At 65.9% G+C, this 25997-nt stretch carries 19 protein-coding genes and 2 pseudogenes; 12 read left to right on the top strand and 9 right to left on the bottom strand.

Translation table 11 applies throughout. The features are described 5' to 3' along the window. Window positions 1-131: 131 nt before the first annotated feature. On the bottom strand, window positions 132-2006 hold the full coding sequence (locus XARJCFBP2528_RS09265) for a GGDEF domain-containing protein (RefSeq protein ID WP_047124596.1): 1875 nt from the start codon (window positions 2004-2006) through the stop codon (window positions 132-134). A 440-nt stretch (window positions 2007-2446) separates the two neighbouring features. Between XARJCFBP2528_RS09265 and XARJCFBP2528_RS09260 the strand changes: the two genes are divergently transcribed. Continuing rightward, window positions 2447-3538 (top strand): DUF1615 domain-containing protein, encoded by a 1092-nt coding sequence (locus XARJCFBP2528_RS09260; RefSeq protein ID WP_016904218.1) that lies wholly within the window; start codon window positions 2447-2449, stop codon window positions 3536-3538. Between the two features lie 50 nt (window positions 3539-3588). Here the strand turns inward: XARJCFBP2528_RS09260 and XARJCFBP2528_RS09255 are convergent, their stop codons facing one another. Then, a complete protein-coding gene (locus tag XARJCFBP2528_RS09255; RefSeq protein ID WP_016904219.1) occupies window positions 3589-5022 on the bottom strand; it encodes a GAD-like domain-containing protein in 1434 nt (477 codons plus the stop codon). Between the two features lie 403 nt (window positions 5023-5425). Here XARJCFBP2528_RS09255 and XARJCFBP2528_RS09250 point away from each other — a divergent pair, with 403 nt between their 5' ends. Continuing rightward, the gene (locus XARJCFBP2528_RS09250; RefSeq protein ID WP_016904220.1) at window positions 5426-7750 is read left to right on the top strand and encodes a S9 family peptidase; all 2325 of its coding nucleotides are present in this window, start codon (window positions 5426-5428) and stop codon (window positions 7748-7750) included. Between the two features lie 320 nt (window positions 7751-8070). Here XARJCFBP2528_RS09250 and XARJCFBP2528_RS09245 read toward each other — a convergent pair whose 3' ends face one another. Further along, entirely contained in the window at window positions 8071-9246 is a 1176-nt protein-coding gene (locus XARJCFBP2528_RS09245) for an HBL/NHE enterotoxin family protein (RefSeq protein ID WP_016904221.1), read from the bottom strand. Between the two features lie 480 nt (window positions 9247-9726). Then, complete coding sequence (locus XARJCFBP2528_RS09240; protein ID WP_026064749.1) at window positions 9727-10062, bottom strand: DUF3817 domain-containing protein; 336 nt, start codon at window positions 10060-10062, stop codon at window positions 9727-9729. Window positions 10063-10209: 147 nt separating this feature from the next. Between XARJCFBP2528_RS09240 and XARJCFBP2528_RS09235 the strand changes: the two genes are divergently transcribed. The 3 genes and pseudogenes from XARJCFBP2528_RS09235 (at window position 10210) to XARJCFBP2528_RS09230 (ending at window position 11697) form a co-directional block, all read left to right on the top strand. Beyond that, window positions 10210-10833: a YiiX/YebB-like N1pC/P60 family cysteine hydrolase gene (locus XARJCFBP2528_RS09235; RefSeq protein WP_016904223.1), complete on the top strand. Its 624-nt coding sequence runs from the start codon at window positions 10210-10212 to the stop codon at window positions 10831-10833. 45 nt (window positions 10834-10878) lie between these two features. After that, window positions 10879-11019 (top strand): annotated as a pseudogene (locus tag XARJCFBP2528_RS23400) (alpha/beta hydrolase); the annotation flags it as partial. A 216-nt stretch (window positions 11020-11235) separates the two neighbouring features. Then, a complete protein-coding gene (locus XARJCFBP2528_RS09230; protein ID WP_016904225.1) occupies window positions 11236-11697 on the top strand; it encodes a membrane protein in 462 nt (153 codons plus the stop codon). 142 nt (window positions 11698-11839) lie between these two features. Here the strand turns inward: XARJCFBP2528_RS09230 and XARJCFBP2528_RS09225 are convergent, their stop codons facing one another. From XARJCFBP2528_RS09225 to XARJCFBP2528_RS23395, 3 genes and pseudogenes are all read right to left on the bottom strand, one after another. Next, window positions 11840-12235 (bottom strand): VOC family protein, encoded by a 396-nt coding sequence (locus XARJCFBP2528_RS09225; RefSeq protein WP_016904226.1) that lies wholly within the window; start codon window positions 12233-12235, stop codon window positions 11840-11842. A gap of 79 nt (window positions 12236-12314) precedes the next feature. Beyond that, window positions 12315-13289 carry a glutathione S-transferase family protein gene (locus XARJCFBP2528_RS09220; RefSeq protein WP_016904227.1) on the bottom strand — a complete coding sequence of 325 codons (975 nt, stop codon included), beginning with the start codon at window positions 13287-13289 and terminating at the stop codon, window positions 12315-12317. Between the two features lie 173 nt (window positions 13290-13462). Then, window positions 13463-13582: pseudogene (locus XARJCFBP2528_RS23395) on the bottom strand (SPFH domain-containing protein); the annotation flags it as partial. 219 nt (window positions 13583-13801) lie between these two features. Here XARJCFBP2528_RS23395 and XARJCFBP2528_RS09215 point away from each other — a divergent pair. From XARJCFBP2528_RS09215 to XARJCFBP2528_RS09195, 7 genes are all read left to right on the top strand, one after another. Further along, a complete protein-coding gene (locus XARJCFBP2528_RS09215; RefSeq protein ID WP_047124693.1) occupies window positions 13802-15388 on the top strand; it encodes an SDR family NAD(P)-dependent oxidoreductase in 1587 nt (528 codons plus the stop codon). A 135-nt stretch (window positions 15389-15523) separates the two neighbouring features. Then, the gene (locus XARJCFBP2528_RS09210; RefSeq protein ID WP_016903877.1) at window positions 15524-16549 is read left to right on the top strand and encodes an alpha/beta hydrolase; all 1026 of its coding nucleotides are present in this window, start codon (window positions 15524-15526) and stop codon (window positions 16547-16549) included. A gap of 286 nt (window positions 16550-16835) precedes the next feature. After that, window positions 16836-17462, top strand: coding sequence for a GntR family transcriptional regulator (locus XARJCFBP2528_RS09205; RefSeq protein WP_016903878.1), 627 nt, complete (start codon window positions 16836-16838; stop codon window positions 17460-17462). A 397-nt stretch (window positions 17463-17859) separates the two neighbouring features. Next, complete coding sequence (locus XARJCFBP2528_RS23390) at window positions 17860-18000, top strand: lasso peptide xanthomonin 1 (RefSeq protein WP_016903879.1); 141 nt, start codon at window positions 17860-17862, stop codon at window positions 17998-18000. 48 nt (window positions 18001-18048) lie between these two features. Continuing rightward, a complete protein-coding gene (locus XARJCFBP2528_RS23385; RefSeq protein ID WP_016903880.1) occupies window positions 18049-18195 on the top strand; it encodes a benenodin family lasso peptide in 147 nt (48 codons plus the stop codon). Window positions 18196-18303: 108 nt separating this feature from the next. Further along, window positions 18304-18978, top strand: coding sequence for a lasso peptide biosynthesis B2 protein (locus XARJCFBP2528_RS09200; RefSeq protein WP_016903881.1), 675 nt, complete (start codon window positions 18304-18306; stop codon window positions 18976-18978). Further along, window positions 18978-20711: a lasso peptide isopeptide bond-forming cyclase gene (locus tag XARJCFBP2528_RS09195; protein WP_016903882.1), complete on the top strand. Its 1734-nt coding sequence runs from the start codon at window positions 18978-18980 to the stop codon at window positions 20709-20711. Before XARJCFBP2528_RS09200 ends, XARJCFBP2528_RS09195 begins: the two co-directional genes overlap by 1 nt. A 70-nt stretch (window positions 20712-20781) precedes the next feature. On the opposite strand, the gene XARJCFBP2528_RS09190 is transcribed toward XARJCFBP2528_RS09195, so the two are convergent. Together XARJCFBP2528_RS09190 and XARJCFBP2528_RS09185 are read right to left on the bottom strand one after the other, a co-directional pair. Beyond that, entirely contained in the window at window positions 20782-22857 is a 2076-nt protein-coding gene (locus tag XARJCFBP2528_RS09190; protein ID WP_230673721.1) for an Atxe2 family lasso peptide isopeptidase, read from the bottom strand. 69 nt (window positions 22858-22926) lie between these two features. Next, the gene (locus XARJCFBP2528_RS09185; protein ID WP_047124595.1) at window positions 22927-25374 is read right to left on the bottom strand and encodes a TonB-dependent receptor plug domain-containing protein; all 2448 of its coding nucleotides are present in this window, start codon (window positions 25372-25374) and stop codon (window positions 22927-22929) included. Window positions 25375-25997: the final 623 nt, after the last annotated feature.

Genomic DNA, 25997 nt, shown 5'->3' with positions numbered 1-25997 from the left:
ACGGCTATCGGTTCGCACGCGGTCTCGGTTCGCTCAATCGACGGAAGGCAACGTGGCAGCGCCACCGCACGATTGTGCCGCAGCCCCGCGCAGATGTCGCAGCCGGAGCCGCGTAGCCGCGCATGCGGCACTCAAACCACCGCCCATTGATCGCGCCCGGCGGTCTTGGCGGCGTATAGCGCAAGATCGGCCTGCCCCAGCAGCACATCCAGGCCGCTCCCCGCAGTGACGCTCACCGCGCCCATGCAGAAGCGCACCGGCTGGTCGGCGGGCAGGCCGGCGATCTCGATCGCGGCCACCGCGTTGCGCAGCCGTGCGAACACCGCCGGAATCTCCTCTGCGCTGCAGCCCGGCAGCACCAGCAGGAATTCTTCGCCGCCCAGCCGGCCCAGCCGATCCTGCGTGCGCAGCGCCAGCCTGGAGGCGCTGGCAAGCGCCTTGAGCACGGCATCGCCGGCGGCGTGGCCATGCATGTCGTTGATCAGCTTGAAGTGGTCCAGATCGATCAATGCCAGCATGCACGGGACCTGCGAGCGCACCGATTGCTCGACCTGCTGCTGCGCCTCGGCGCGAATGGCGCGGCGATTGGGCAGGCCGGTGAGTTCGTCGCGCATCGCCAGCCGCGAGAGTTGCCGCCGGTGGCGCGCACCGAAGGCCAGCACCACCAGCGCGCCCAGCAACAACAGGCAGGCCGCGCAGAGCGCAATCCACAAGGCGCGTTGCCCGGCTTCGCGGGCCTGCAACGCCAGTTGCGCGGTCTCGCTGCGGCGGCGCAGCTCGGCGGTTTCCGCGCCGCGGCGCGCATCTTCATAACGCGCCTGCAGGCGCAGCATCACGGTGTCGCGCTGGCGATCCAGGCTCTGCGCGCGCAGCGTGTTGGCGCGCTGCAGTTCCTGGTAGGCCTCGGCATGCCGCCCCTCCGCCGCCAGTGCCTGGGCAATGGCATCGAGCAGTCGCGCGCGCCGCACCAACGGCAGATTGGGGTCGTCCGCTGCCCTGGCCGCGATGATCTCCATGCCGAGGCTGCCGGCCTTGAGCGCGGTCAATGCCCGCAACAACACCGCATGGCAGGCGGCCACGCGGCCGACATTGCCCTGGCGTTGCATCAACGGCAGCGCCTCGCGCGCCATTGCCAGTGCCGCGGTGGCATCGCCGGCGTCGATCAGCACCTCGCTGGCGCTGGTCAATGCCGCTGCCACGCCAGCCTGGTCGCCCAGCTCGCGGCTGAGCGCCAGCGCGCGCCTGAAATGCAGCAGCGACGCGTCCGGCTGCTGCGCTGCCAGCGAGGTGCCGTATTCGTATTCGATCAGGCTGCGCTGGAAGCGTGCCGGCTGGCCGCGCAGGCGCGCCAGGGCGCGCTGCAGATAGTCTTCGGCGTCGTTGTCTTCCGCCGAACGGCCCCCCACCCGGCTGGCCAACGAGCCGAGCTGGGTCAAGGCATCCAGCTCCAGGCTCAAGTTGTGTTCGCGCACCGCGCACTGGTAGCTGGCCTGGGCCGCGTTCCAGGCCTCGTCGCTGCTGCCGGAGGCGAGCATGCTCCACATGTCGACCGCTTCGATCTCGCACAGCAGATCGTTGCGCCCCAGCGCGCGCGCTTGCTGACGCAGCGCTTCCAGCCGCGCCAGCATGCCGCGGTTGGGGCTCTCGCGCACATCGCTGAGCGCCTGCACGATCGCCAGCCACAGCTGCGCCTGCGCCGCGTTGCCGCGCACCCGTTCCAGCAGCGCATGCGCCTGGGCCAGGGCTGCCTGGCGGCGCTCGGTCTCTTCCAGCGAAATCAGCACGCGCGCCTGCGCCAGCGAGGCCCAGAACTGCGCATCGGCGTCGCCATCGCTGCGGGCACGCTCGAACGCGGCCTGGGCGGCCTGCAAGGCGGCCCTGGGGTCGTCGATCGCGGCGGTCTCGATGCTTTTCCACGGCTGCGGCTGCGCCCACAGCGCCGCGCTGAACAGCATTGCAGCCATCCCCACGACCATGCGCCGCCAGCGTGGCGTCGCACTGCTCATCGACACCTCACGGCAACGATGAGCCACACCGCATGGCTGCCGTGCACAGCAAGCGCCGCCCGGCCCGTATCGGGTTTGCTGGTTGCTGCGGCACTCGAGCTCTCCCATGGTTGGCTGGCGGTGGAATCGGGGCGATGTCGGCGTCTGACTGACGCCACTTCGATGCAAAAACACGCGGTCATGATGACCGGCGAACACGGCAGGTCATGTGATCGCCACGCTATGCCTCAAGAGCGTTAGCGGCCTGCGTGCAGCGGGCTTGAATCGGCCTGCAGATCGCATGACCGCGGCCTGCGGCCGTGCCCCTTGGCAAGCGCTGCGGCCCGGCGGGCGACCCGCGCCGTCGCGGCTGCTGCACATCGCCGCATGCAACCACCCCGCGACAGCCACGTAAACTGCGGCACGGCACCTGCTGCCGCCCCCCGGATCCTGGAGACGCCGTGACATCCCGCCTGCCCCGCCTGCACACGCTGCTCGCCGTCGCCTTGCTGTCGGCCTGCGCCACCCAGGCGCCGCGTGCGCCACAGCGCTCCCCGGACGCGGTCAAGGCCGACATCGCGCGGCGCCTGCCGGCCACGCTGGGCGATCGCAACGGCTGGGCCGACGATGTCTACGTGGCGCTGTCCTCGCAGGGGCTGGACACCAGCGCCGAGCACATCTGCGCGGTGCTGGCGGTGACCGAGCAGGAGTCGACCTACCAGGCCAACCCGGTGGTGCCCAATCTCGGCAAGATTTCGCGCGCCGAGATCGACCGCCGCGCCAGCGCGCACCACATCCCCGGCTTCATGGTCGATGCCGCCCTGCGCATCGACTCGCCCGACGGCCGCAGCTACGCCACGCGCATCGCGAGCGCGCGCACCGAGCAGGAGCTGAGCCGCATCTTCGAAGACTTCACCGGCAGCGTGCCGCTGGGCGCGCGCCTGTTCGACGGGCTCAACCCGGTGCATACCGCCGGGCCGATGCAGGTCAGCATCGCCTTTGCCGAGCAGCATGCCGAGCGCTACCCGTATCCGCCCGGCGACTCGATCCGCCACGAGGTGTTCGGCCGTCGCGGCGGGCTGTGGTTCGGCACCAGGCACCTGCTCGGGTATCCGGCCAGTTACGACGCCCTGCTGTACCGCTTTGCCGACTTCAATGCCGGCTGGTACGCCAGTCGCAATGCCGCCTTCCAGGCGGCGCTGAGCAAGGCCAGCGGCATCGCGCTGACTCTGGATGGCGACCTGCTGACACCCGGCGCCGGCCTGGATGCGCCCGGCGGCACCGAACGCGCCGCACGCGCCCTTGGCAGCCAGCTGGCGATGAGCGACCGGCAGCTGCGCCGCGCCCTGGAAGCCGGCAACTCTGCCTATTTCGAAGACACCGCGCTGTATCGCCAGGTCTTCGCGCTGGCCGAGCGCAGTGCCGGCAAGCCGCTGCCGCGCGCGGTGCTGCCCGGCATCACGCTGGAAAGCCCCAAGATCACCCGCACCCTCACCACCGCCTGGTTCGCGCAGCGGGTGAACGAGCGCTGGAAGCGCTGCATGGGCAAGTAAGCCACTGGCTTGCCGCGCTGCGAGCACTGCCTGCGCTGCGCACCGCCATCTCATTCCCCGCTCAGGCGACTGGTCAACACATCGCCGACAACAGGACCATGTTCCACCTTGCCATCGCTACCGCGTTGATAGTTGATGCCGACCCGACACGCGGCAGGGTGCATCTCCCAGACCCAGCCATACAGGGCGCGCCCGGTGTCTGGCGGCGAGCGCAGCGGCATGTTCATGCGCAGCCCATCGTCCTGGCCTCGGTCCAGTGTGCACATGACGGTGCCGGCGCCGTCGTCTTCAGCATCCGGGTCGACGTCGTCCACATGGGTGATGGTGGCGATGATCGCTTCGGCAGTCACCCGTTGCTGTAACGCGCGTGGAAGATCGGCAAGCGGGGGCGCAGCGCGTCCACCGGATGGCTCCTCGACAAATGCATCGCCCAACCCCACCTTGCGAAAGTAGTACTCGCTTCGGCCCAGCGTTTTCGAGCCATCCATGGCCGTTGCCATGTCTGCCAGCTCGTCGGCGCGCAGCAGAAACATGTCGGTACCCGAGCGCATGACCACCAGCTGCGCATCGTTGGCATCGCTACCACTGGAGTCGCTGCGCAACCGAATATCGAGCGTCACCTGTTCGTCGCCAATCTCGGTATGCGTTACCTCGTAGCGGCCCGCATACGCACGCACATCGGTGCGTGCAAGGATGCGATGATCGATTTTCCAAAACAGTAGGCGATACTGGCCGTTGGGCTCGAGCGCCAGCATGCGATGCCAATCGATGTAAGACGACAGGTACACGCCCTGCAGGTCGTTGCTGCACTGTGGCGCGTTGAAGATGCCCTCGAACATAGAGCGCTGCGCTGCGGGCAATGCATCGCCATTGGTCGTAGGTGCATCGGCAACGATTACAGGGCCGTCGACAGCATCGCCAAGTCGGCTGTGCAGCGCCAACGCATCGACCTTGTTGACCCGCAACATCTGCATCGAAAACAACATCTGATCAATCTCGTAGACCTCGCCCGCCGCGAGCGGCCCGCACTCTTTGCGTGCGGCGGCAAGCAGGTCGGATGGAATCAGGCAATCACAGGATGCGGCGTCGCGCAGGTACTGATTGAAGAAGTCGTCCAGGTTCCAGGTCAGATCGCCAGTCGCTTTCGAGACCGGGTCCAGATAGGCCACGTCTTCGTCGGTGGCAGTCAGCTTGCGGTAGTACACCAAGACGCCGAAAGGGGTAAGCGCGATCGGAATACGCCGTACCGCGTCAGGTGGCGAGACGATCCAGCGATCCAGCACCGGTTGCCATTGCCGGGGGTCGATCAGCGCGAGTTGCATGTCGCCATAGTGCCCCAGTCCTTCTTGGCGCCACAGCTCAAGCAGGCTGGCAGGCAGCAGCGGCGCATAGGCGGCAATCAGGTCCGCCGGGGCAGGCTGCGTCTTGCGCGGCGGGTGTGCCTTGATAAAGGGGGACAGTGCCAAGCGGCGGAACCATGACATCAGACGGCCTCCAGTCAACGTTGCGTGCGTGCAATAGATCCAAATCGTGCCCAATGGCCCTGTGTGGACGCCGGGAAGCGTAGTTCATGCCGGGACATTCCCGCCGTCAGTGGCTGGCCGATCACCGGCGCGCGTGCGGTCCACGGGTGTGATCTGCCTCGATGGGCATCGCGCTCGACGAACCCCATCGGTCACGCTGTGGCGGTGCCGGACCGGCCGATGCGCTCGGCAACCGCTCCATCACAGGTCCGCCCCGCTTCGGTCGCCGAAACGCGTGCGGCCCGCCCCGGTCGACAATGGCGCGAACACGACTTCTGGCAGAGGCGCCCAGCCCATCTGGCGGGTAGCATCGGACGGTCGCGCCGACCGCGTTGCGCGCTCCTTTCGTCCCGGAGAGTCTTTCATGCCCACCCCGTTGCCGTTGCGGCAGCTGTTCGCCGCCATCGCCCTGGCCACCCTGCCGGCACTCGCCAGCGCACAGACGCCTGCCGTGACCGAGGCCGACTACGCCCGCGCCGAGCGCCTCACCAGCTATCTGGCGCAACCGTTGGTCGATCACCAGGCCACCCGCATCGACTGGCTGGACGCCACCCACGTGGTCTATGTCGACCACGATGCCAAGGGCAACCAGCTGTTGCAGCTGGACACCGCCACCGGCAAGAGCGCGCCGATCTTCAAGCAGTCCGCGCTGGTCGCCTCGCTCAATACGCTGCTGAAGACCGGCGACAAGCCGCTCAAGGCCGACACCTTCGCCCCGGTGGTCAAGCGCACCGCCGATGGCCGCTACCGCCTCAACGTGCGCGACACCGCCGTGGTCTGCGATGCGCGTGCGCGCTGCAGCAAGCTGTACGCAAAGGACAAGGCCGAGCCGGGCGTGCTGTCGCCGGACAAGCGCAGCGAAGCCTTCATCCGCAACTGGAACCTGTGGGTGCGCGATCTTGCCAGCGGCCAGGAGACCCAGCTCACCCGCGACGGCGTGGAAAACTTCGGCTATGCCACCGACAACGCCGGCTGGCAGCACAGCGACAACGCCATCGTTGCGTGGTCGCCGGACTCGCGCAAGATCGCCACCTTCCAGCAGGACCAGCGCAAGACCGGCGACATGTACCTGGTCAGCACCAAGCTCGGGCATCCGGAACTGCAGTCGTGGAAATACCCGCTGGCCGGCGACAAGGACGTGACCATGATCGAGCGCGTGGTCATCGACGTGCCCACGCGCAGCGTGCTGCGGCTGAAACTGCCGCCCGACCAGCACCGCTCCACCCTGTGCGATGACGTGAGCTGCTCGCCGGGCCTGTGGGACGATGTGAAGTGGGCGCCGGACGGCAAGACGCTGGCCTTCGTGTCCACCTCGCGCTTCCACAAGCAGGCCTGGTTGCGCATTGCCGATGTCGCCACCGGCGACGTGCGCACCGCCTTCGACGAAACCGCCAAGACCTATTACGAAAGCGGCCAGGTCGCCGCCAACTGGGCGTACCTGCCCGGCAGCAACGAGGCGGTGTGGTTTTCCGAGCGCAGCGACTGGGGCCAGCTGTATCTCTACGACCTGGCCACCGGCAAGCCCAAGCGCACGATCACCACCGGCGAGGGCAACGTCACCGAATTGCTGCGCGTGGATCCGGTGACGCGCACTGCGTGGTTCGTCGGGGTGGGCCGCAGCCCGGGCGTGGACCCGTACTACCAGCAGCTGTGGAAGGTGAGCCTGGACGGTGGTGAGCCGGTGCTGCTCACGCCGGAAGTCGCCGATCACAGCATCGCGCTGGCGCCCGATGGCGCGCGCTTTGTCGATACCTATTCCACCTCGATCACCCCGCCGGTCACGCTGTTGCGCGATGCCGGCGACGGACGCACGGTCAGCACCATTGCCACTGCCGATATCAGCCGCCTCAAGGCGGCCGGCTGGGTGCCGCCGGAGCCGATCACGGTCAAGGCGCGCGATGGCAAGACCACCCTGTATGGCCTGATGTTCAAGCCCAGTAACTTCGACCCGGCGCGCAAGTACCCGGTGATCGATTACGTCTATCCCGGCCCGCAAACCGGCTCGGTCCGCGGCCGCAGTTTCCTTGCCGGCCATGGCGACAATCAATCGCTGGCGGAGCTGGGCTTCATCGTGGTCGCCATCGACGGCATGGGCACACCGTGGCGCTCCAAGACCTTCCACGACACCTGGTACGCCAACATGGGCGACAACACCCTGCCCGACCAGGTGGCCGGCCTGAAGGAACTGGGCCAGCGCTATCGGTGGATCGACCTGGGCCGCGTCGGCATCTGGGGCCACTCCGGCGGCGGCAATGCATCCACTGCCGCGATGCTGCGCTACCCGGATTTCTTCAAGGTGGCCTGGTCGGAAAGCGGCAACCACGACAACCGCGGCTACGAGGACGACTGGGCCGAGAAGTATCACGGCGAGCACATCGTCAACCAGGACGGCAGCTCCAACTACGACGACCAGGCCAACGCCACCCACGCCGGCAAACTCAAGGGCAAGCTGATGCTGGTGCACGGCACCCTGGACGACAACGTGCCGCCGTATCTCACCCTGCTGGTGGCCGATGCCCTGATCAAGGCCAACAAGACCTTCGACATGCTGATGCTGCCCAACGCCAAGCACGGCTATGGCGAGCTCACCCCGTATGTCAGCCGCCGCCGCTGGGACTACTTCGTGCAGCACCTGCTCGGCGCAATGCCACCGGCCGACTATCAGATGAAGCCGATGCCCAAAAACTGAGCGGTGTGCACGGCATCGCTCCTTAGGACGCCAATGCAGCACCGTGCAGACGACGAACCGCCACCCGCGCCACTCGGGGTGGCGCCGGCCGTACGTGCTGGTGCTGTACGCTTCCACACTGCTGGAACCTGCTGACGACGACTGTGCACCGGCAACCGGAACATCGCTGGCCGCCGACGCGCTTCAGAAGGCGGGCTGACGGAAGCGTGTGGACATCCACATGCCTCCGCCAGCCCGGCCACATGCGCACCCGTCCATGACGACCCGATGCACGTGGCTCGGCAGTGCAGCCACCTCATCCAACAATGCGATGCCGATCGTCAGGCAGTGGCGGGGTCGGGAATCGTCGCGGTGGCGGGCGTTGCCTGGTTGTACTTGATCGAGGCGATTGTATTGCACAGTCCCACCAAGGTCTGCCAATCCTGGTTGGCGGAATTCAGATTGGACTGAAGCTGCGGCAGGTTCAAATTGGTGACGTTTCCGTTGCAGTTGGTCAAATCCGTCACCACGGTATTCAACTCGGACTCAAGCTCTTCCCAGACCTGCAATACCAGGGAAATCTGCGTGCTGGCCGCTTGCGAAAGCGTGATCAATCCATTGACCTGGTCATTCAGCACCGCCAGGCTCGCCGCCTGCTGGGTCACAGCATTCATATTGCTGTTGTCGGCCTCTACCTGGCTCTTCAACGCCTGAATCTTATTCGATGCGATGACCATCGTCGTGATCAGCGCTGCTGCGGCGACGATCCCGAATGCCAAGCCGATCCCAAACGAAAAAATTGCAATCACCGCGCCGGTAAAGAAGGCGACACCTGCAGCAATCGCGGATGCCGTCTCGACGGTTTGCCAATGGCTGATTTCCGACTGCAGCGACGCGATATCGGCCTTGAACGCAGCGATCTTGGCCTGATCCACCGCCTGCTCCTTGGTCGAGTCAACGACTGCCTGCGACAGCACTGCCGCATCGGAGGTCAGGTTATTGCTGAATGTAGTGATGGACTGCTGGACAGTCACCGCGCTCTGCGTATAGGACGTGATTTGGGAAATCATGCTGCCGAACTGAGACTTCAGCGCAGCAATCGCAGCGGCATTGGTCGGATCGTTCTGCAGCACCGCCACCAGGGAATTGATGGTGGACATGCTGACATTGAAGGAAATGCCATAGCCCGCAATCGAGTTGGGGATACTGACGAGATTGGTCGCAATCGGATACCAGCCATTGGCGTGAATCTGTGCATCGCTGAACGCTGTCTGGAACGTGCTGTACCACGTGGGCGAAGGCGAGATCGTCGGCAACTGCGTATTGCCGATGCCCAAGACATAAGCCATGACCGCATTATTGGCATTGAATGCGTTTGCAAGTTGCTGATCGATGGGCAAGGGATCGTTGGAGACGGCGGCCAGTACACGCGAGGTACCGATCGCACTCGCGATGCTGGTCACCTGCGGGGCCGAACTCAGAGCAAAGGGGAAAAACGGCTTCTTCTGCGCTTGCATGGATCGTCTCCTGATGCTGTCAACCAATGAATCGAGGAATGTCACCGCTAGATCCGGACCGCTGGCTCCCGGAATCAGACGTTCTGTTTACCTCACGTGCGTGCTGCCCAATGAATCCATCCACCTTGGATCCATGCCCGGTTGCGACCACCGATGCCCGAACCCGGACGCGTTGGACGCTCCATCAACGCTCGCCATTCACATAGCGACTGCCGGTCTGCTGGCACAACGGGACAGCACCGGTGATCGATGCTCTCAAGAACTTTGCCGTGCTATCTGCGAAAGCACCGAGTGCCCGAGAACCCAGCATCCCCTAACGGATGTGCACCGACCCGTCGATTTGTCTCAGCCGGCACATCGTCCGGCAGGTGCAGGCTCTACCACGCCGATCGCCAGGGACGTCCATGAACAGCGGATGCGCTGGTCGATCACTTCCACTGCAATGGCGATCACGCTGCATCGGGGTTCACCCCGACGCGGTCAGCCGGCAGTTCGCGTCGGCACACCCAACAAACCGATACGCCGGAACCACATTTCCAGCGGCACCGTCACCAGCGGCGGCAACGCGGCCAGCAGGCTCAGCGCCCACGCCCACCACGGCCAGCGCAGGCGCAGTGCGGCAAGCACGCTGACCGCCACATAGAACAGGAAGGCCGCGCCATGCAGCCGCCCGAACAGCCACACCACAAGCTCGGTGGTGTGCGTGCCGTACTTGAGCAACATGCCGAGCAACAACCCGGCCCAGGTCAGCCCTTCGATAAAGGCGGCCACGGCAAACAGCCGGCCGATCGGCGACAACGCAGAAGAAGCACGCATGCAACACTCCAGACGGACAGGGATTGCCGCGACGCGATGGCGGCGGCGACGCCCGCTGGCCGCTGTAGTTTACAGCGGGCATCGCGTGCCCGCCGCCCGCCGCCGTTCCTGGCGATAATGGTGGCCCTTGCACTCCCTGCCGCCCCCATGCGCACCCTCCTCCTGCTCGCCGTGCTTGCACTGGCACTGCTGCCCGCAACCTCCATCGCCGTACAGCTACAGGACGGCGACCTGCTGTTCGTCACCGCCGCCCGCACCGGCCTGAGCGGCGCCATCGACGATGCCACCGCCAGGCAGGATGCTCCCAGCTTCGATCATGTGGCACTGCTCGCCCATGGCGCTACCGGACAGGTGCTGCTGCACGCAGACGAACAAGGCTCGCGGCAGCAGCCGCTGCAGGCATTCGTCGAAGAGGCCAATGCCAAGCATCGGCAGGTCCATGTGTACCGGCTGGCCGCAGAACACCGCAGTGCGATCCCCGGCGCCATCGCGCAGGCGCAGCGCATGCTCGGCAAGCCTTACAACACCACCTACGTGCAGGACGACAACAGCTACTACTGCTCGGACTTCATTGAACGCGCGTTCCGTGCCCAGCACGTCTTCGCCCTGCAACCGATGAACTTCAAGAACCTGCAGACCGGTAAGATCTCGCAGTACTGGACCGACTTTTACCGCAGCAGGGGCATGGACGTACCGCAAGGCTTGCCCGGCACCAACCCGAACGATATGGCGGCCGCTCCCGTGCTGGCGTATGTCGGCCGTTTGAAGTGATGCGCGGGAATGCCGGCGACAACAGGCGCCTGCTTCGCCAGTAAGCTAGTGCAGACGCTGCGCGCGGCACAGTATCCGTCGCTGCAGCTGGAGCTGGAGGTGCTCAACGACGAAGATCACCTGAGTGTCGCACCGCGCGGCATCACCCATGGGCTGAAGTTCCTGTTGGGCACCAAGGCACCCTGAGTGCAATGCCGCGCGCCTGGTTGCGCGGCGCAAGCCGATACATTCCCGGCAGCGCATCGCAAGCACATCCAGTGCCGTGCGGGCGCCGCCCATGCACGGCATGCACAAGCTCTTGCCAATGCCCATACATGCACCGTCCTAGTGTGTGCACATCCATACAGCGTGCCGCACGCAGCGCATTCCGCCTGCGATTGTTGAGCACATGCAGAGGTGTACATGGCTTTGATTCATTCCATCCTGATGGGCGCCGTCGCCGGCATGCGCTCGATGACGCCGCTGGCGGCGGTCACCAATGCTGCGCGTACCGGCAAGCTTCCTGCCGACAACGGCGCACCGCCGCTGCTGGCCAATCCGCTGGCATCGGCCGGCATGCTCGCGCTTGCCGGCGGCGAGCTGGCAGGCGACAAGATGAAAACCGCGCCCGACCGCATCGTGCTGCCCGGCATGATCGCGCGCATCGCCACCGGCGTGATCGTCGGCGCGGCCCTGGCTCCCCGCCATCAGCGCGGCATCGCCGCACTGCTGGGCGCGTCCACCGCAGTGGCGGCCGCCTACCTCACCTTCAACCTGCGCATGCGTGCGATCGACCGCTACGGCCAGACCAGCACCGGCGTGGTCGAGGACGCGATCACGGTGGGCGCGGCGACGTTGATCATGCGCGATGCGGCCAAGCACTAGCGCGAGGTCCCTTGCCTGAGCCTGTCGCCCACCGCATCCACAGGGCGCGCTGTGGCGGCGGCCGTTCCACCGTCGCCATAGCAAAGCAATAACACGGTGCGCGGTCGCGCTGCGGCAGTCGCAGCAGCGCAGGGATCACAGCCTACGCAGGCCGGTAGACCGCGCAGAGCTTGTTGCCGTCCGGGTCGCGCACGTAGGCCAGCCAGACCGGCCCCATGCGGCTCTCACGCACGCCCGGCGGATCTTCGATGGACATGCCACCCGCCGCCACCGCAGCGTCGTGGAACGCCTGCACCTGCTCGGGCGAGCCGCAGCTGAAGCCCACGGTGGCGCCGTTGCCGCTGGTCGCGGGCGCATCGTCGATCGGCTCGCTGACAACGAACGTGCTGCCGGCATGGCGATAGAACAGGCGCACGTGGCCCGAGCCGGCAGGATTGACCAGTGGTTCGGCGGCACCGAGGACGCCGCCGAGCACCGCATCGTAAAACTGCCTGGATCGCGCGATATCGTTCGATCCCACCATCACATGATTCAGCACGCATCACTCCTGTCCGTATCGAAGGCGCACAGCTTAGGGCAGCGCGTGGATATCCGGCAGCATTCGGCGAGTAGCTGCATCAGCCGCCACGCCCATGCGGCGCCTGCAGATCCAGCACCGGCCCCAGCGGCAAGATGCCGGTGGGGTTGATCATGTCGTGACTCTGGTAGTAATGGTGCTTGATGTGCTGGAAATTCACCGTGTCTGCGATACCCGGCATCTGATACAGCTCACGCAGGTAGCCGGACAACTGCGGATAATCGGCAATGCGCCGCAGGTTGCATTTGAAATGGCCGACATACACCGCGTCGAAACGCACCAGCGTGGTGAACAGGCGCCAGTCCGCTTCGGTGAGCCGGTCGCCACACAGGTAGCGCTGCTGGCCCAGGCGCGCATCCAGCCAATCCAGGCTCTCGAATAGCGGCACCACCGCCTCTTCGTACGCAGCCTGCGTGGTGGCAAAGCCTGCCTTGTACACGCCATTGTTGACGGTGTCGTACACGCGCGCATTGATCGCATCGATCTGCTCGCGCAGCGGCGCCGGATAGAAATCGCCGGGCGCAGCGCCGACCGCGTCGAAGGCGCTATTGAACATGCGAATGATGTCGGCCGACTCGTTGCTGACCACCGTGTTGCGCTCGCGATCCCACAACACCGGCACGGTCACGCGCCCGGAATACTGCGGATCCGCCTTCAGATAGACCTCGTACAGATGCTGCGCCTGGTGGAGCGCATCGCCCACCACGCCCGGCCCTGGCGCAAACGTCCAGCCCTGCTTGCCCATCAGCCAGTGCACCACCGACACGTCGATCATCGACTCCAGACCTTTCAGGCGCCGGAAGATCAATGTGCGATGCGCCCACGGGCAGGCCAGCGACACATACAGGTGATAGCGCCCGGGAGCGGCCTGAAAGCCACCGTCCCCATGCGGGCCGGTGCTGCCATCGCGCGTCACCCAATTGCGGAACTGCGATTGCGAGCGTTCGAAACGCCCACCGCTCTTGTCGGTGTCGTACCAACTGTCCTGCCACTTGCCATCGACCAACAGGCCCATGCTGCCTTCTCCGCTACCACAGTAGGCCGCAACCCTAGCCCAGCCGGTTTGGAGAGTGCGTGAGCGGCCGTGGTGGCGTGAGCGGACGCGAGCAGCCAGCAGCGTTTGCAGACCGAAGACCCACCGCTGCAAGGCAACAGGAGCCCCGCGTTGCCATCGGCCGGCAGCGCACGCTACCTGGCAATCACCGACGTGCCGGAAGGCACCATGTAGCAGGCCTGCGCCTTCTTGCAGGCATCAGCATTGAGTTCGGCGATCTGGCTGGCCAGGTACTGCTCGGGCGTCAGACCGATCAGATACACCCTGGGCACCGGAGTCATCACCGCTGCCCCTGCCTTGGCACGCCATTGGCATCAACACCTCGGGATCGGCGAAAATAGCTGCGGTCCGGACGCTCCGGCCTGCGGCGGCAGCGGTCCAGGCCAGCGTGGCCGCTGGCCGCCATCCCTCGCGTCCACCGCGCCGCCCGCTGCATGCGCTCCGCCTTCTGCCGCTCTTTTTTCGGATCCATCTTGAACACCAACGCCCCACCCCCGCCCGCCGACGACCTGCCCCTGACCGACCGCCTGCGCGCGGCGCTGGACCTGCTGGAGACCATCGAGGCCGACCGCAGCGTGCTCGACACGCTGCCCGAGGCCGACCGCGTGCGGCTGCACCAGGTGGTGGCCAGGGTCTATCACCCCGAGCCCAAGGCGCGGCGGCAGCTGCTCAAGCAGCGCGAGCGCGAGCGGCACCAGGAGAAGGTGCGCAAGGCCGAAGCGCTGCTCGAGCAGCGCGGCATCCGCGCGCTGCGGCGCAAACCGGTGTTCAGCACGCCCAACTTCTTCCCGCCGCATGCCGCCGGCCTGCACGACGCGCACAACGGCCAGAACGCCGCTGCCGCACCGGAGCCCACGCATTCGCCGGAGTTGCGCCACTGCTACGTCTGCAAGCAGAAGTTCACCCAGCTGCATCATTTCTACGACCAGATGTGCCCGGCCTGCGCCGAGCTGAACTACTTCAAGCGCACCGAAACCGCCGACCTGCGCGGGCGCGTGGCGCTGCTGACCGGCGGACGGGTCAAGATCGGCTATCAGGCCGGTTTGAAGCTGCTGCGCGCCGGCGCGGAACTGATCGTCACTACGCGGTTTCCGCGCGATTCGGCCGCGCGCTATGCGCAGGAGCCGGACTTCAACGCATGGGGCCATCGCCTGCAGGTGTTCGGCCTGGATCTGCGCCACACCCCCAGCGTGGAAGCGTTCTGCAGCCAGCTGCTGGCCACCCGTGACCAGCTGGACTTCATCATCAACAACGCCTGCCAGACGGTGCGCCGCCCGCCGCAGTTCTACGCGCACATGATGGCCGGCGAAACCGCCGCGCTGCACGAGTTGCCGGAAACCGTACGCAATCTGGTCGGCCATTACGAAGGCCTGCGCACGCCCGAACTGCTGCGCGATGCCTCGGCAATGGCGCTGCCGGCGGTGCATGGCCGCGGCCTGGACGGCGCCGATGGGCTCACCCGCGCCGCCGAGCTGTCGCAGGTGGCGTTGCTGGACGACGAACTGGTCGGCCAGCAGCACCTGTTCCCGGATGGACGGCTGGATCAGGACCTGCAGCAGGTGGATTTGCGCGGGCGCAACTCCTGGCGTTTGCTGATGGACGAAGTGCCCTCGGTGGAACTGCTGGAAACCCAGCTGGTCAACGCCATCGCCCCCTTCATCATCAACGCGCGGCTGAAGCCGCTGATGCTGCGCACGCCCGAGCGCGACAAGCACATCGTCAACGTCTCGGCGATGGAAGGGCAGTTCTACCGCAACTTCAAGACCACCCGGCATCCGCATACCAACATGGCCAAGGCCGCGTTGAACATGATGACGCGCACCTCGGCGGCCGATTACCAGAACGACGGCATCCACATGAACAGCGTCGACACCGGCTGGGTCACCGACGAGGATCCGGCGGACATCGCCGCGCTCAAGGTCCAGCAGGAACGCTTCCACCCGCCGCTGGACATCGTCGACGGCGCCGCGCGCATCGTCGACCCCATCATCCACGGCGCCAACACCGGCGAGCATGTGTGGGGGCAGTTCCTCAAGGACTATGCGCCGACGGATTGGTAAGGGCTCTCAATCGCCAGGCGCCTGCACCGGCGCCTGCTGCGAATGTTGCCGCCATGTGCATAACGGCCGAGCTCCCTTGTCGCCCCATTGACTGCACCGCCGCTAGCGTCACGGTCAATCAACCGAGACGCGCACATGACAGAGCACGGCAAGCCCAACCCGATCATCGACACCCTCTCCAACGTCATCGGCGCCATCCGTGCCGACGACGACATGCACGACCTGGCCCAGGCCCACGATGCGCTCGAACCCAAGGCCATCGAAAAGCTCACGCCGGCCGAAGCCCGGCAGCAGCCGACCATTGCCGATGCGGTCAACAAGCTCCTGCACGACCAGGGCAAGACCGCCGACCCCGAGGCGCTGGTGCCCGGCGTCAAGCGCACCTCCCACACCCTGGAAACGCCTGCCGGCAATCTTCCTGCCTTCGTCTACACCCCACAGGGCGGCACCGCACTGCCGGTCATCGTCTATTTCCACGGCGGTGGCTGGGTGATCGCCAATGCCGAGGTCTACGACGGCGGCGCGCGCGGGCTGGCCAAGGAAACCGGCGCCATCGTGGTCTCGGTCGACTATCGCCAGGCGCCCGAGCACAAGTTCCCCGCCGCCTGGGACGACGCGCTCGCCGCCTACGAATGGGTGCTGGCAAACGCGGCAAGCATCGGCGGCAACCCGCAGCGCGTCGCACTCGCAGGCGAGAGCGCCGGCGGCAACCTCGCCATCGCCACGGCCGTGGCCGCACGCGACAAGGGGTTGCCGGCACCGACGCATATCCTGGCGGTCTACCCGGTCGGGCAGACCGGCAGCCTGCACACCGAGTCCTACATCGAAAACGCCATCGCCAAGCCCCTGAACAAGGCCATGATCGAATGGTTCGTGGGGCACCTGATCCGCAGCGATGCCGACAAGGCAGATACCCGTCTGGACCTGGTCAACGCCAATCTGCGCGGCCTGGCACCGGTGACGATTATCAACGCCACCATCGACCCGCTGCGCAGCGATGGCGCCAAGCTGGAAGATGCGCTGAAGGACGCCAACGTACCGGTCGAGCGTGAGGTCTACACCGGCGTGACGCACGAGTTCTTCGGCTGCGCCGCAGTCGTTGCCAAGGCCAAGGCCGCGCAGGAGTACGCAGGCAAGCGGCTGCGCGAGTCGTTCCGCTAACCAAGGCACAGCGTCTGGCACGACGGGAGTGCCACGCAATAGCAGGAACAGATAATGTCCACACGAGGGCCGCCCTGGCATACCAGGCGGCCCTCTTTTATTGGCCTCAGTTTTGGCGTTATAAAAACTCTTACTGTCGGGGCAGCGTATTGGCTCGCAGCCTGACTCGTACGCGGTACGATGTGACAAGCCCGGGACCAAAAGGACTACCGCAGCAACTCCTGCCGCAGCCATTGCATGTACGATCCAGCCAGGGGAGGCGTCGCGGTCAGACAAGGAGTTCGTCATGAGTGAAATCCACTCCAAACGTGCAGTTGCCTATGCGCAGGTCAGGCGCGCACTGCAGTCCGGGCGGTATCCGCCCGGTCAGCGCATCGACCCGGCAAAGCTGGCCATCGAGTTGAAGATCAGCTCCACGCCAGTTCGCTTTGCGCTGTATCGCCTGGTCGGCGAAGGCCTGCTCATCGATCACGCACGCTATGGCTTTCAGGTGCCGCTGCTCACCGAGGTCGCGTTGCGGGACCTGTACGACTGGATGGAGCGCCTGTTGCGGATGGCCTGCGATATCGGCGTTGCATTGGTGCCGCATGCCCCTGGCGAGCCGGAATCCACCAGTGCAGCGACAGACGTGGTCAAGCAGACCTGGAAGCTCTTCGATGCCATCGCCCGTGCCACCGCGCACTGGTCGCTGCACCACGCAGTCAGGCAGACCAATGACAGGTTGGCCCCGGTGCGACGTGCCAAACACGGCCTGCTCGACGGGCTCGATGAAGAACTGGCAGAGCTCACGCTGCACTGGCAGCAGCGCGACCTTGCGGCGCTGCAAACAGCGTTGCATGCCTATCACGTACGCCGTATCCAGGCCGTGCCGCGCATCGTGGCGGTCATGCATGAGCGTAGCCGTCAGGTTTGATAGCGCGGCCACGCTGCTGCCAGCGCAGCGTGACCCTGCGGCGCTAAGTGCTGTGCTGCATGCCTACCATCCGCGTCGCATCCAGGCCGTGTCGCGCATCGTGGCGGTCATGCGTGAGCGCGGCCGTCAGGTTTGAAAGCTCGGCCACTGACTGTCGCCAGCGCTACGCCTCGCAAGATCCACATTCTGTGCTGGCGCACCGCCGGCAGCGTGCGCCTGATGTGGAATGAATGGCGCGATGCGACGCCACCGGCCAGGCTTGCATGGTCATCTTCGATGGCGGTCACACAGTGCATTTAATTATGACGGTGTTACGACTTAATCATTTGAAAATCAATACACCCGTTTCCTAACGTGTCTGCGTCATGGATCCCCATGGCACAGCCAGGAGACAGCGATGAACATCAATGACACCACCCACAGCGACGCATCCAGCGAGATCACGGTGCTTGGCGTTGCCAGCACCGACACCAAAGGCGGCCCGCTCGCTGGCGAAGAAATCGGCGGCTTCAACGTGCCTGGCATTTCCGAAGAGTGAACCCGAGGCGTGCCTGAGTGCACGCCTCTCCCACCAGGAGTAGAGACCATGGATACCAGCAACAACGACGCGCACACCACGACGTTTGGTCAGGATCTCATCGTGCTTGGGATCGCAAGCCTGGACACGCAGGGCGGGCCACTGGCAGGCGAAGAAATGGGTGGCAGCACCACGCTGGGCATCAGCCAGGACTAGGCGCTGCCAACGCGCGGCGGTCGCCACTCGGCTGTACATGCCGGTGAGCAACTTCCCAGGCCACGGGGCGCACTGCAACGGTGCGCCCCTTCTCTCAAGGACAGCGCCATGCACCGCTACACATTGCGCGACGACCTAACGTTCTGCCGCATTGGCGAGCGCCTGGTGTTCCTGGATGTCGGAAACGACCGCTACTTCCGTCTGCCCGAGGCACTGGAGCACTCCCTGCTCGCCTACCTGGCGCATGACCCGGTATCGGACCTGGAGATCAACGACCTTGTCGAACGGGGCTTGCTGGTGGAGCTGTCGCAAGCGACCGCCGGCCCGCAGCTTCCCGTCATACCTGTTGCGCGTAGCGCGATGGAAATGCCCGTACCGGCGCGACGACCACAGCTGCTTGAAAAGCTCGAGGTGCTGGCACTTGTGCTGTCCACACGCCTGGCGTTGAAGCGCAGCCCACTTGGCAGGGTACTTGGCAGCCTCTCCGCTGGAGCACAGGGCCGGGGGATGCAGCAACGCTCGCTCGCCGGACTCGAGCAACGGCTCACCGATGCAGCGTCCGTCTTCCGGCACTCACGTGTGTGGGTGCCGGTCGAGATGCGCTGCCTGCTCGATTCAGTCGCATTGGCAAGATTCCTGCGTAGGCGCCAGCTCGACGCCCAGCTTGTCTTCGGCGTCGCACTCGATCCGTTTTCGGCCCATTGCTGGGTACAGACAGGCGATCTGGTCCTGAACGACACGGTCGGCAACGTCCACGCGCATACCCCCATCCGGGTGGTGTGATGTACCGCTACATCGCCTTGTTCAACCATGCGCAGGCACACCGCGATGGCGACCGCGCCGCTGTCGATGCGTCGTTGCGACAGATCGGGTTACAGCTACGGCAACGCGCTGGGCACATCGACCTGTATGCATCAGACGACACGCCCGTGCTCGACCTGCCTTGTGGCGGCGCACTGATCGGCCATGTCTTTTCGCAGCGCGACAACGCCCCCTTGGTCGACGGCGCATCGCTGCATGCGTTTTCCGCAGCACAGCGGACGCGGCACCTGATCGATACGCACTGGGGCGAGTACCTGCTGTTGCATGCACCGCACGCGGACCCGAGCGCCATCACCGTCATGCGCGAGCCTTCCGGCGGCGTGGCATGCGTTTACGCGCTACAGCATGGCTTCATCACTTCAGACATCTCGATCGCCACGCATGCGGGTGTGTACACGCGTGAGATCGACTGGGACGCCATCGCCCATCATCTGTACTACCCGCACCTCAAGACCGAGCGCACCGGGCTTGTCGGCGTACGCGAATTGCTGCCGGGCAGCCAGCTGTGTCTGCAGTCCAACCGCAGCAGTGTCGAACACGTCTGGAACCCCTGGGATTTCGTCGCAGCCTCTCGACGCCGGCACGACCCACTCGACGCACAGGCGCAGGTGCGTCAGGCGGTGGCCTCCAGCGTCACATGTTGGGCGCGGACCGATGCATCTTTGCTGTTGGAACTCTCTGGTGGCCTAGATTCTTCCATCCTCGCCGCATGCCTGAAAGACACCACCGCGCGCGTGGCGTGCTGCAATCTGGTCACGCCGGTGCCTGGCGCCGACGAGCGGCACTATGCCCGGCAGATGAGCGATCTGTTGGGCACCGAACTGATCGTGCGCACCCTGGGGCTCGACGCTGCACCGGTCGATTTCGCACCGCCGGCACATGCGGTCGCGCCCAGTACCTGGTTTCTGCAGCATGCCTCCAATGCGCTGAAAGAAGCGATCGGCACGCAGCTGGCCATCACCAGTTTCTTTTCCGGCGGCGGTGGCGACACCGTGTTCTGCAACACCAGAACCGCCGCGCCCGCCGCGGATGCCTTCCGTGCAGGCGGCCTGCGCGCCGGCGTCAGCGCAGTCCATGCGCTTGCCGAGCTGCACCAGTGCACGCTCTGGAAAGCAGGCAGGCTGACGATCAGGAAGCTCCGCGCCAAGGCCGGCCCGCCGCGCACGCCGGAACGATCGTTTCTGCCGAGCACGCAGGCTGCGGTTCCATTGCAATCACATCCCTGGTTCGATGCCCCACCCGACAGCCTGCCCGGCGACCGCGAACGTATTATCGATCTGGCCGGCACCCAGGTTTTCCGCGATGGACTGGCGCGCAGTGCGTCGTGGCACCTGCGCATGCCGCTGCTGTCGCAACCGGTGGTGGAAGCCTGCCTGACAGTGCCGAGCTGGATGTGGATCGCTGGCGGCCGCAATCGCGCCGTGGCACGCGATGCGTTTGCGGATGTGCTGCCTGCGCAGATCCTGCACCGCCGCAGCAAAGGCACCTTCATGAACTACTCCGGCGCGGTCTATCGTCGGGGCAGGCAGCAGATCCGCGATTATCTGCTGCAGGGTCGGCTTGCAGGCCAGGGCCTGCTGGATGCCGATGCCCTGCGCCACCATTTGGACCATACATTGGCCGACGGCGACCACAGCGTCATACGCATCTTCGACCTGTGTGCGGTCGAGAACTGGGTCCGTCATCAGGGCTGACATTGCCTGCGCTGCGTAGGTGCGTGCCGCCCGCATGCCAACGTGCCACGCGTCAGCCGCACCACCCACACTAGTCGTCACGCGCCGGCAGTGCCGCCTTGATTGCACGCCAGCGCGCGTACTGCGCGGCCTTTTCCGGTGCAGCGTCCTGGTAATCCTGCAACCAGAAGCGGAACCAGTCGACGTTGCGCGCATACACGGCCAACTTGTGCTGCGGCTGGAACTTCTGGTGCGGCTCGTTTGCAAACACGTACAACTCGGCGCGTTGCGCACGCAGCAGGGGAATCAGGTAATCCAGCGCGTACAGATACTCCTGCTCGGAATGCTGGAACAGGATGGGCGCGCGAATCCGCTCCAGCTTGAACGCCGGCGACAGCGCCTTCCACCGCTCGGGTGTCTGCTCCGGTGCACCCAGGCCCCACATCTCGCGCAGCCCCTTGAGGAAGGGCTCGCCCTTCATGCTGCCGAACAGGTAGTACGACGGCGACACCACCGGGTTGGCCACCGAAGCGGCAGCCAGCAGGTTCGACTCGGTCGCCGTCCACAGAGTCACCGCACCGCCGAAGCTCAGCCCGCCCATGCCCACCCGCCTGCGATCGATGCCGGCCTGCGACGACAGCAAGGCCACCGCGCTTTCCACCGCCGCCAGTCCTTCGCCGTGGCGTTCCACCGCATCCATGGTGTAGCCGGGTAGCTGATTGATGCACAGCGCTGCGATGCCTACCTGCGCCAACGCGGCGAGCGGCCACTCATCGCCCACGCCACCGCGTACGAAGCCAGGGCAGCTGTAGTAGGTGACGAACAACGGCGGCTTGCCCGCGCCGGTACCGTGTGCCGCGAAGAACTGCCCGCTGTATCGCCGCCCGCGTGCATCGTTCCACTGCAACAGCCGTGCAGGCGTCGCACGCGCCATGTCCGCTGCAAGCTCCGCATTTGGATCGAACAGCACCTGCCGCGTGCCATCGTCCAGGCCGATACGTTCCAGACGCGGCGGGCGATCGGCTTCGGCTGTCACGCACACCAGCGCAACGGCCGAGGCACCGCAGCGTGCCGCCGGGTCACGTCCGCCATTGATCAAACCGCGCCCCTGCACCACCAACCGCACCTGCCCGGTGGCCGGATTCCAGCGCTGGATGGATTGCGCCAGGCCCAGTGAAGGATCGGTGATGGTGAAGAGCAGCTCCGCACTCCCCGGGCGCCACTGCACTGCACTGATTGCCTTGTCCACGCAGGCCGCCGCGGTGCAGCGCACGGCCTTGCGGGCGTGTGCACCGGGCAAGACGGACAGCGCCACCTGCGGACGGAATAGCTGGCCCTTGCCATCACCCACACGCGACAGCACCGCAACCGCCCCACCGGGCGCAGGCACGGACTGCCACACGTCACCGTCGACACCGTGCGTACTGATGGGCGATTCCTCCGCAGGCAACGGCACATCCGCGAGTGGCCGCGTGGTTGCCGTCGCCAGATCCAGCGCCACCCAGTGCTCCGGCACATCCGCCGACAACCCGGTGCGATCGAACCACACCGTGCCGAAGCGCTGCGTCGCCAGCCGTCCTTGCACATTGCCCGAGCGGAACAGGCCTTGTCCGAGCGGCACCGTCTCGTCGATCCGGATGCCCTGCGCATACTCGTCCTGTTCGGCCGCCATCACCTGTGCGCGCGTGGCACCGACGCGGTAACGCAGCACCCGCCCATCCGCGTCCAGCGAAAACTCCTGCACGTCCGCCGCATCGTGGGTCACCGCTTGCGCGCCGGAACCGTCCGCTGCCGCGCGCCACACCGCGATCACGCCATCGATCAATGCGCGGTAGTACAGCCAGCGGCCATCCGGCGACCACAGCACCTTTGCAGGCAAGGACCCGCCAGCCGAATCGCGCAACGGCACGCCACCATCGGCGACGCGTCTGGGCGCAGCGTCCTGCAGGCCCTGCACGTACCAGACGCTGTCGTAGGTATTGCGCTGCACCGCTGCCTGCTCGGTGCGAAAGGCCACGCTGCGGCCATCCGGCGACAGCGTGGGGCTGCCGATATCCACCACCTCCAGCAATCGCTGGGACGATACCGTTTGCGCGTGTCCCACGCATGCACCTGCCGCCATCAGCACGCCTGCAAGCAGCAGGCGCCATGGTTTGTGATTCCTCACGCACACACTCCTCTCAGCAACGCTCAAGGACCATCGCCAATACATCGGCTGCAGCAGGCAGCCCACGCATCACCAGTGCTTGGACACCGACACGCTCACGAAGCGACCAATCGCCGAATAGTTGGTGGAGTCGTACGGCGCCACGTACAGCGGCGAGGTCACCCGATACAACGGCGGATCGCGATCGAAGGCGTTGTCCACCGACGCACCGAACTCCAGCCCCGCCCACGCATCGCGGCGTGCGCCGGTGGCGTAGCGCAACGCCATATCGAATATGGTGAACGATGCCGACTCCACCCCGTCGGCGCGGTTGCGCACCCCGCCGCGGTAGTTGCCGAACAGCGAGGCGGTAAGCCCGCCCTGCTTCCACACCGCGCCCACGCGGCTGCTCAGCTTGGGCGGGTTGAACAGCGTGCCGGACAGATCGAACGTCGGTTGCGCGGGCAACGTCTGCTGCGTGCTGTCCAGCCAGCTCGCCGAGCCGCGCAAGGTCAGCGTGCCGCGCGCCAACGCCACCTGGTAGCTGCCGCTCAGGTCCAGACCCTCGATGTCCTGCTGCGCCACGTTGGCGTACTGCGTGTAGATGATTGCCGCCACCCGGCTCGGGTCGTAGGCGACGCCGGCAAAGTTGGAGAATCGGCTGGCGAGCGCGATCACATCGGCCTGCGCCTGCGGCGTCGGCGTGCGGTCCACGAAGGGCGCGTAGATCGGATTGCGCAACGCCTGGCTGGCATTGGCGATCGGCTGCAACACGCGGTTGCTGTAGTCCACCCCGAACCAGGTCAGCTCCGCCTCCAGGCCATCCAGCGCCTCGGGGTGCCAGGCCAGCGAGACCGAGCGCGTGATGGCGCGCTCCGGCTGCAGATCCTGGTTGCCGCCATCGGCCACCAGCACCGTCGTCCCGGCGGGAAAGCCCACCCCGCCGAACGCGCCCGGCTGGAACAGCCACGCCTCCTGCGCGTAGTTGCGCTCGAACAGCGTGGGCGCCTTGAACGACTTGCCCCACGAGGCCTTGAGCGTCACATCGCTGCCAGGCGCATACAGCACACCGAACTTGGGCGTCGTCACCCCGCCGAAGCTGCTGTAGTCCTCCCCGCGCACCGCCGCTGTCAGCGTCAGTCGCTGCACACCGGGCACGCCCTGTGCCGGGCCCACCACCGGCAGGTTCAGCTCCGCATAGGCAAAGCGCGCGCTTTCGCTGCCGTCGATCGTCGCCGCGCCACTGACGTGGTTGACGTTACGGAATGTGTTGCTGCGATACCCCACCCCGGTGGCCAGGCGCGCATCGCCTGCCGGCAGCGCGAACAGCGGCCCCTCGGCGCCCAGCTCGTAACTACGGCTGTCGTTGCAGTAGCACAGGTCGGTCACGCTCACCGCACCGCTGGCCAGCGCCGTCTCCCGGCGGTATTGATCGTGCTTGCTGTTGCCGTCGGTGGCGCCCAATGTCAGCGTCCAGTCGTTGGGCAACCACACCGCAAGGCTCGGTGACAGCAGCAGGCTGGTGGTGGTCGGAGTGACCCGGCTGTTGCGGCCACTGACAGCATAAAAGTGCAGTTGGTCGCGTTCAGTGCGTAACGCATCCAGGCGCAATTCGGCGTTGTCGCCCAGCGCCTGGTAGGCACTCAGCAGCCCGCTGCGTAGGTCGCTGCCCGGATACAGTGTAGACGGGTCGGTGAGTTGAGTGGTGTAACTACGCTGACGGCTGTAGATGGGGTCTGCGGACACGTCCTGATAGGTCGCGATCACTCCACCACTGCGCCAGGTGGTGCCGGCCGTAACGCTGTATTGCCGCGAGGTGAGCCCGCCTTGCGTGGCCCGCCCGAAGCGCGTGCCAACGCTCACCCCATCGTAGTCGCGCTTGAGGATCACATTACCGACGCCACCCACCGCGTCCGACCCATAGATTGCCGACGCACCGTCGGCCACGATCTCCAGCCGCTCCACTGCCTCCACCGGGATCGCGCCGAGGTCCACCGCCTGGGTGAATCCACCATAGGCCAGCCGGCGCCCATTGAGCAGGGTGAGCGTGGCATCGGCGCCCAGCCCGCGCAGGTTGAGGCTCGCGCCGCCGGTCATGTTTTGGTTCGCATTGCCGGCCCCGGCCAGATTGCCGCTCAGCACGCCCGGGTTCTGCCCACCGGAAAAGTTCTGCGGCACGCTGCGGATCACCTCGCCCAGATCGCTGAAATCCTCTTCCTGGATACGCGCCGCGCTGATCGAAATCACCGGCGATGGAACTGCACCGCCCTTGATGCGCGTGCCGGTGACTTCGATGGACTCCAACTCGGTCGTGGCGGTTGGCACCGGCGGGCCCGCCGCAATCGCAGCCTCCGGCGAGCCGGGCCTGGGCGGCTCGCCGGCGTTCGGTGCTACGGCTGCCGGGGTTTTCTGCGCCGCTTCCGGAGGTTGCGTCGCCACCTGCGCTGTCGCTGCCCGTGCCCCCACCGCACCTGCCGCCCCGCTCGCCACGGCTAACAGGGCGAGGGAAATGGCGTTGCGTAACGTGCGTGTCTTCATGCTGCGTCCTTTGGCTTGCCTGGGTTGGCCCGCCGACGACGCACTCCGGGGTGACCCGGCGCGCATCGCCAGCTGAGCAAGATCGGTCCTGCACCCGACTGCTGAAACGCGGGCACCGCAGCGCGGCGAGCAGCGACCAGTATCACTAACTGTTTGATTTTCGAGCAATCAGTGCGCACGCAAAATGGCTCGGTACCCATCCGGGCCCGACACGTCATCGCTGTGTCCGCGGTTGCCCTGCTTCTACCCCCTGCTACGCGTCCGACGCGCTACACCCGCATCGCCACCACCCGTGCGCGCCTTGCCGTGGCCACGGGCACAAGCGCATCACCGCGCTGCGCATCGACGTGACCTGCAGGGGTTTGCACGCCTCGCGTGGCCGTGCGTTGATGCGCCCCAAGGTTGTGCAGCGACACCAGCGAGACAACCGCCAATGCCAGTCTGCTGCGTGCATGATCCAAACCGGCACTGCTCCCCGATACTGCCCGTCGTGCTTGCATGTGCATCCTTCGCGTCCTGGGCGCGGCACCATCGCCATTGCGTCCCCCGACAACAAGTGACGTTGCACAAGCGCAATGCCCTACCAACGACGTCTGCAACATGCAGGCAGCGCTGCAACATGC

This window comes from Xanthomonas arboricola pv. juglandis (assembly GCF_001013475.1).
GTDB classification, from domain to species: domain Bacteria; phylum Pseudomonadota; class Gammaproteobacteria; order Xanthomonadales; family Xanthomonadaceae; genus Xanthomonas; species Xanthomonas arboricola.
This window is presented reverse-complemented; position numbering and strand designations above follow the sequence as displayed.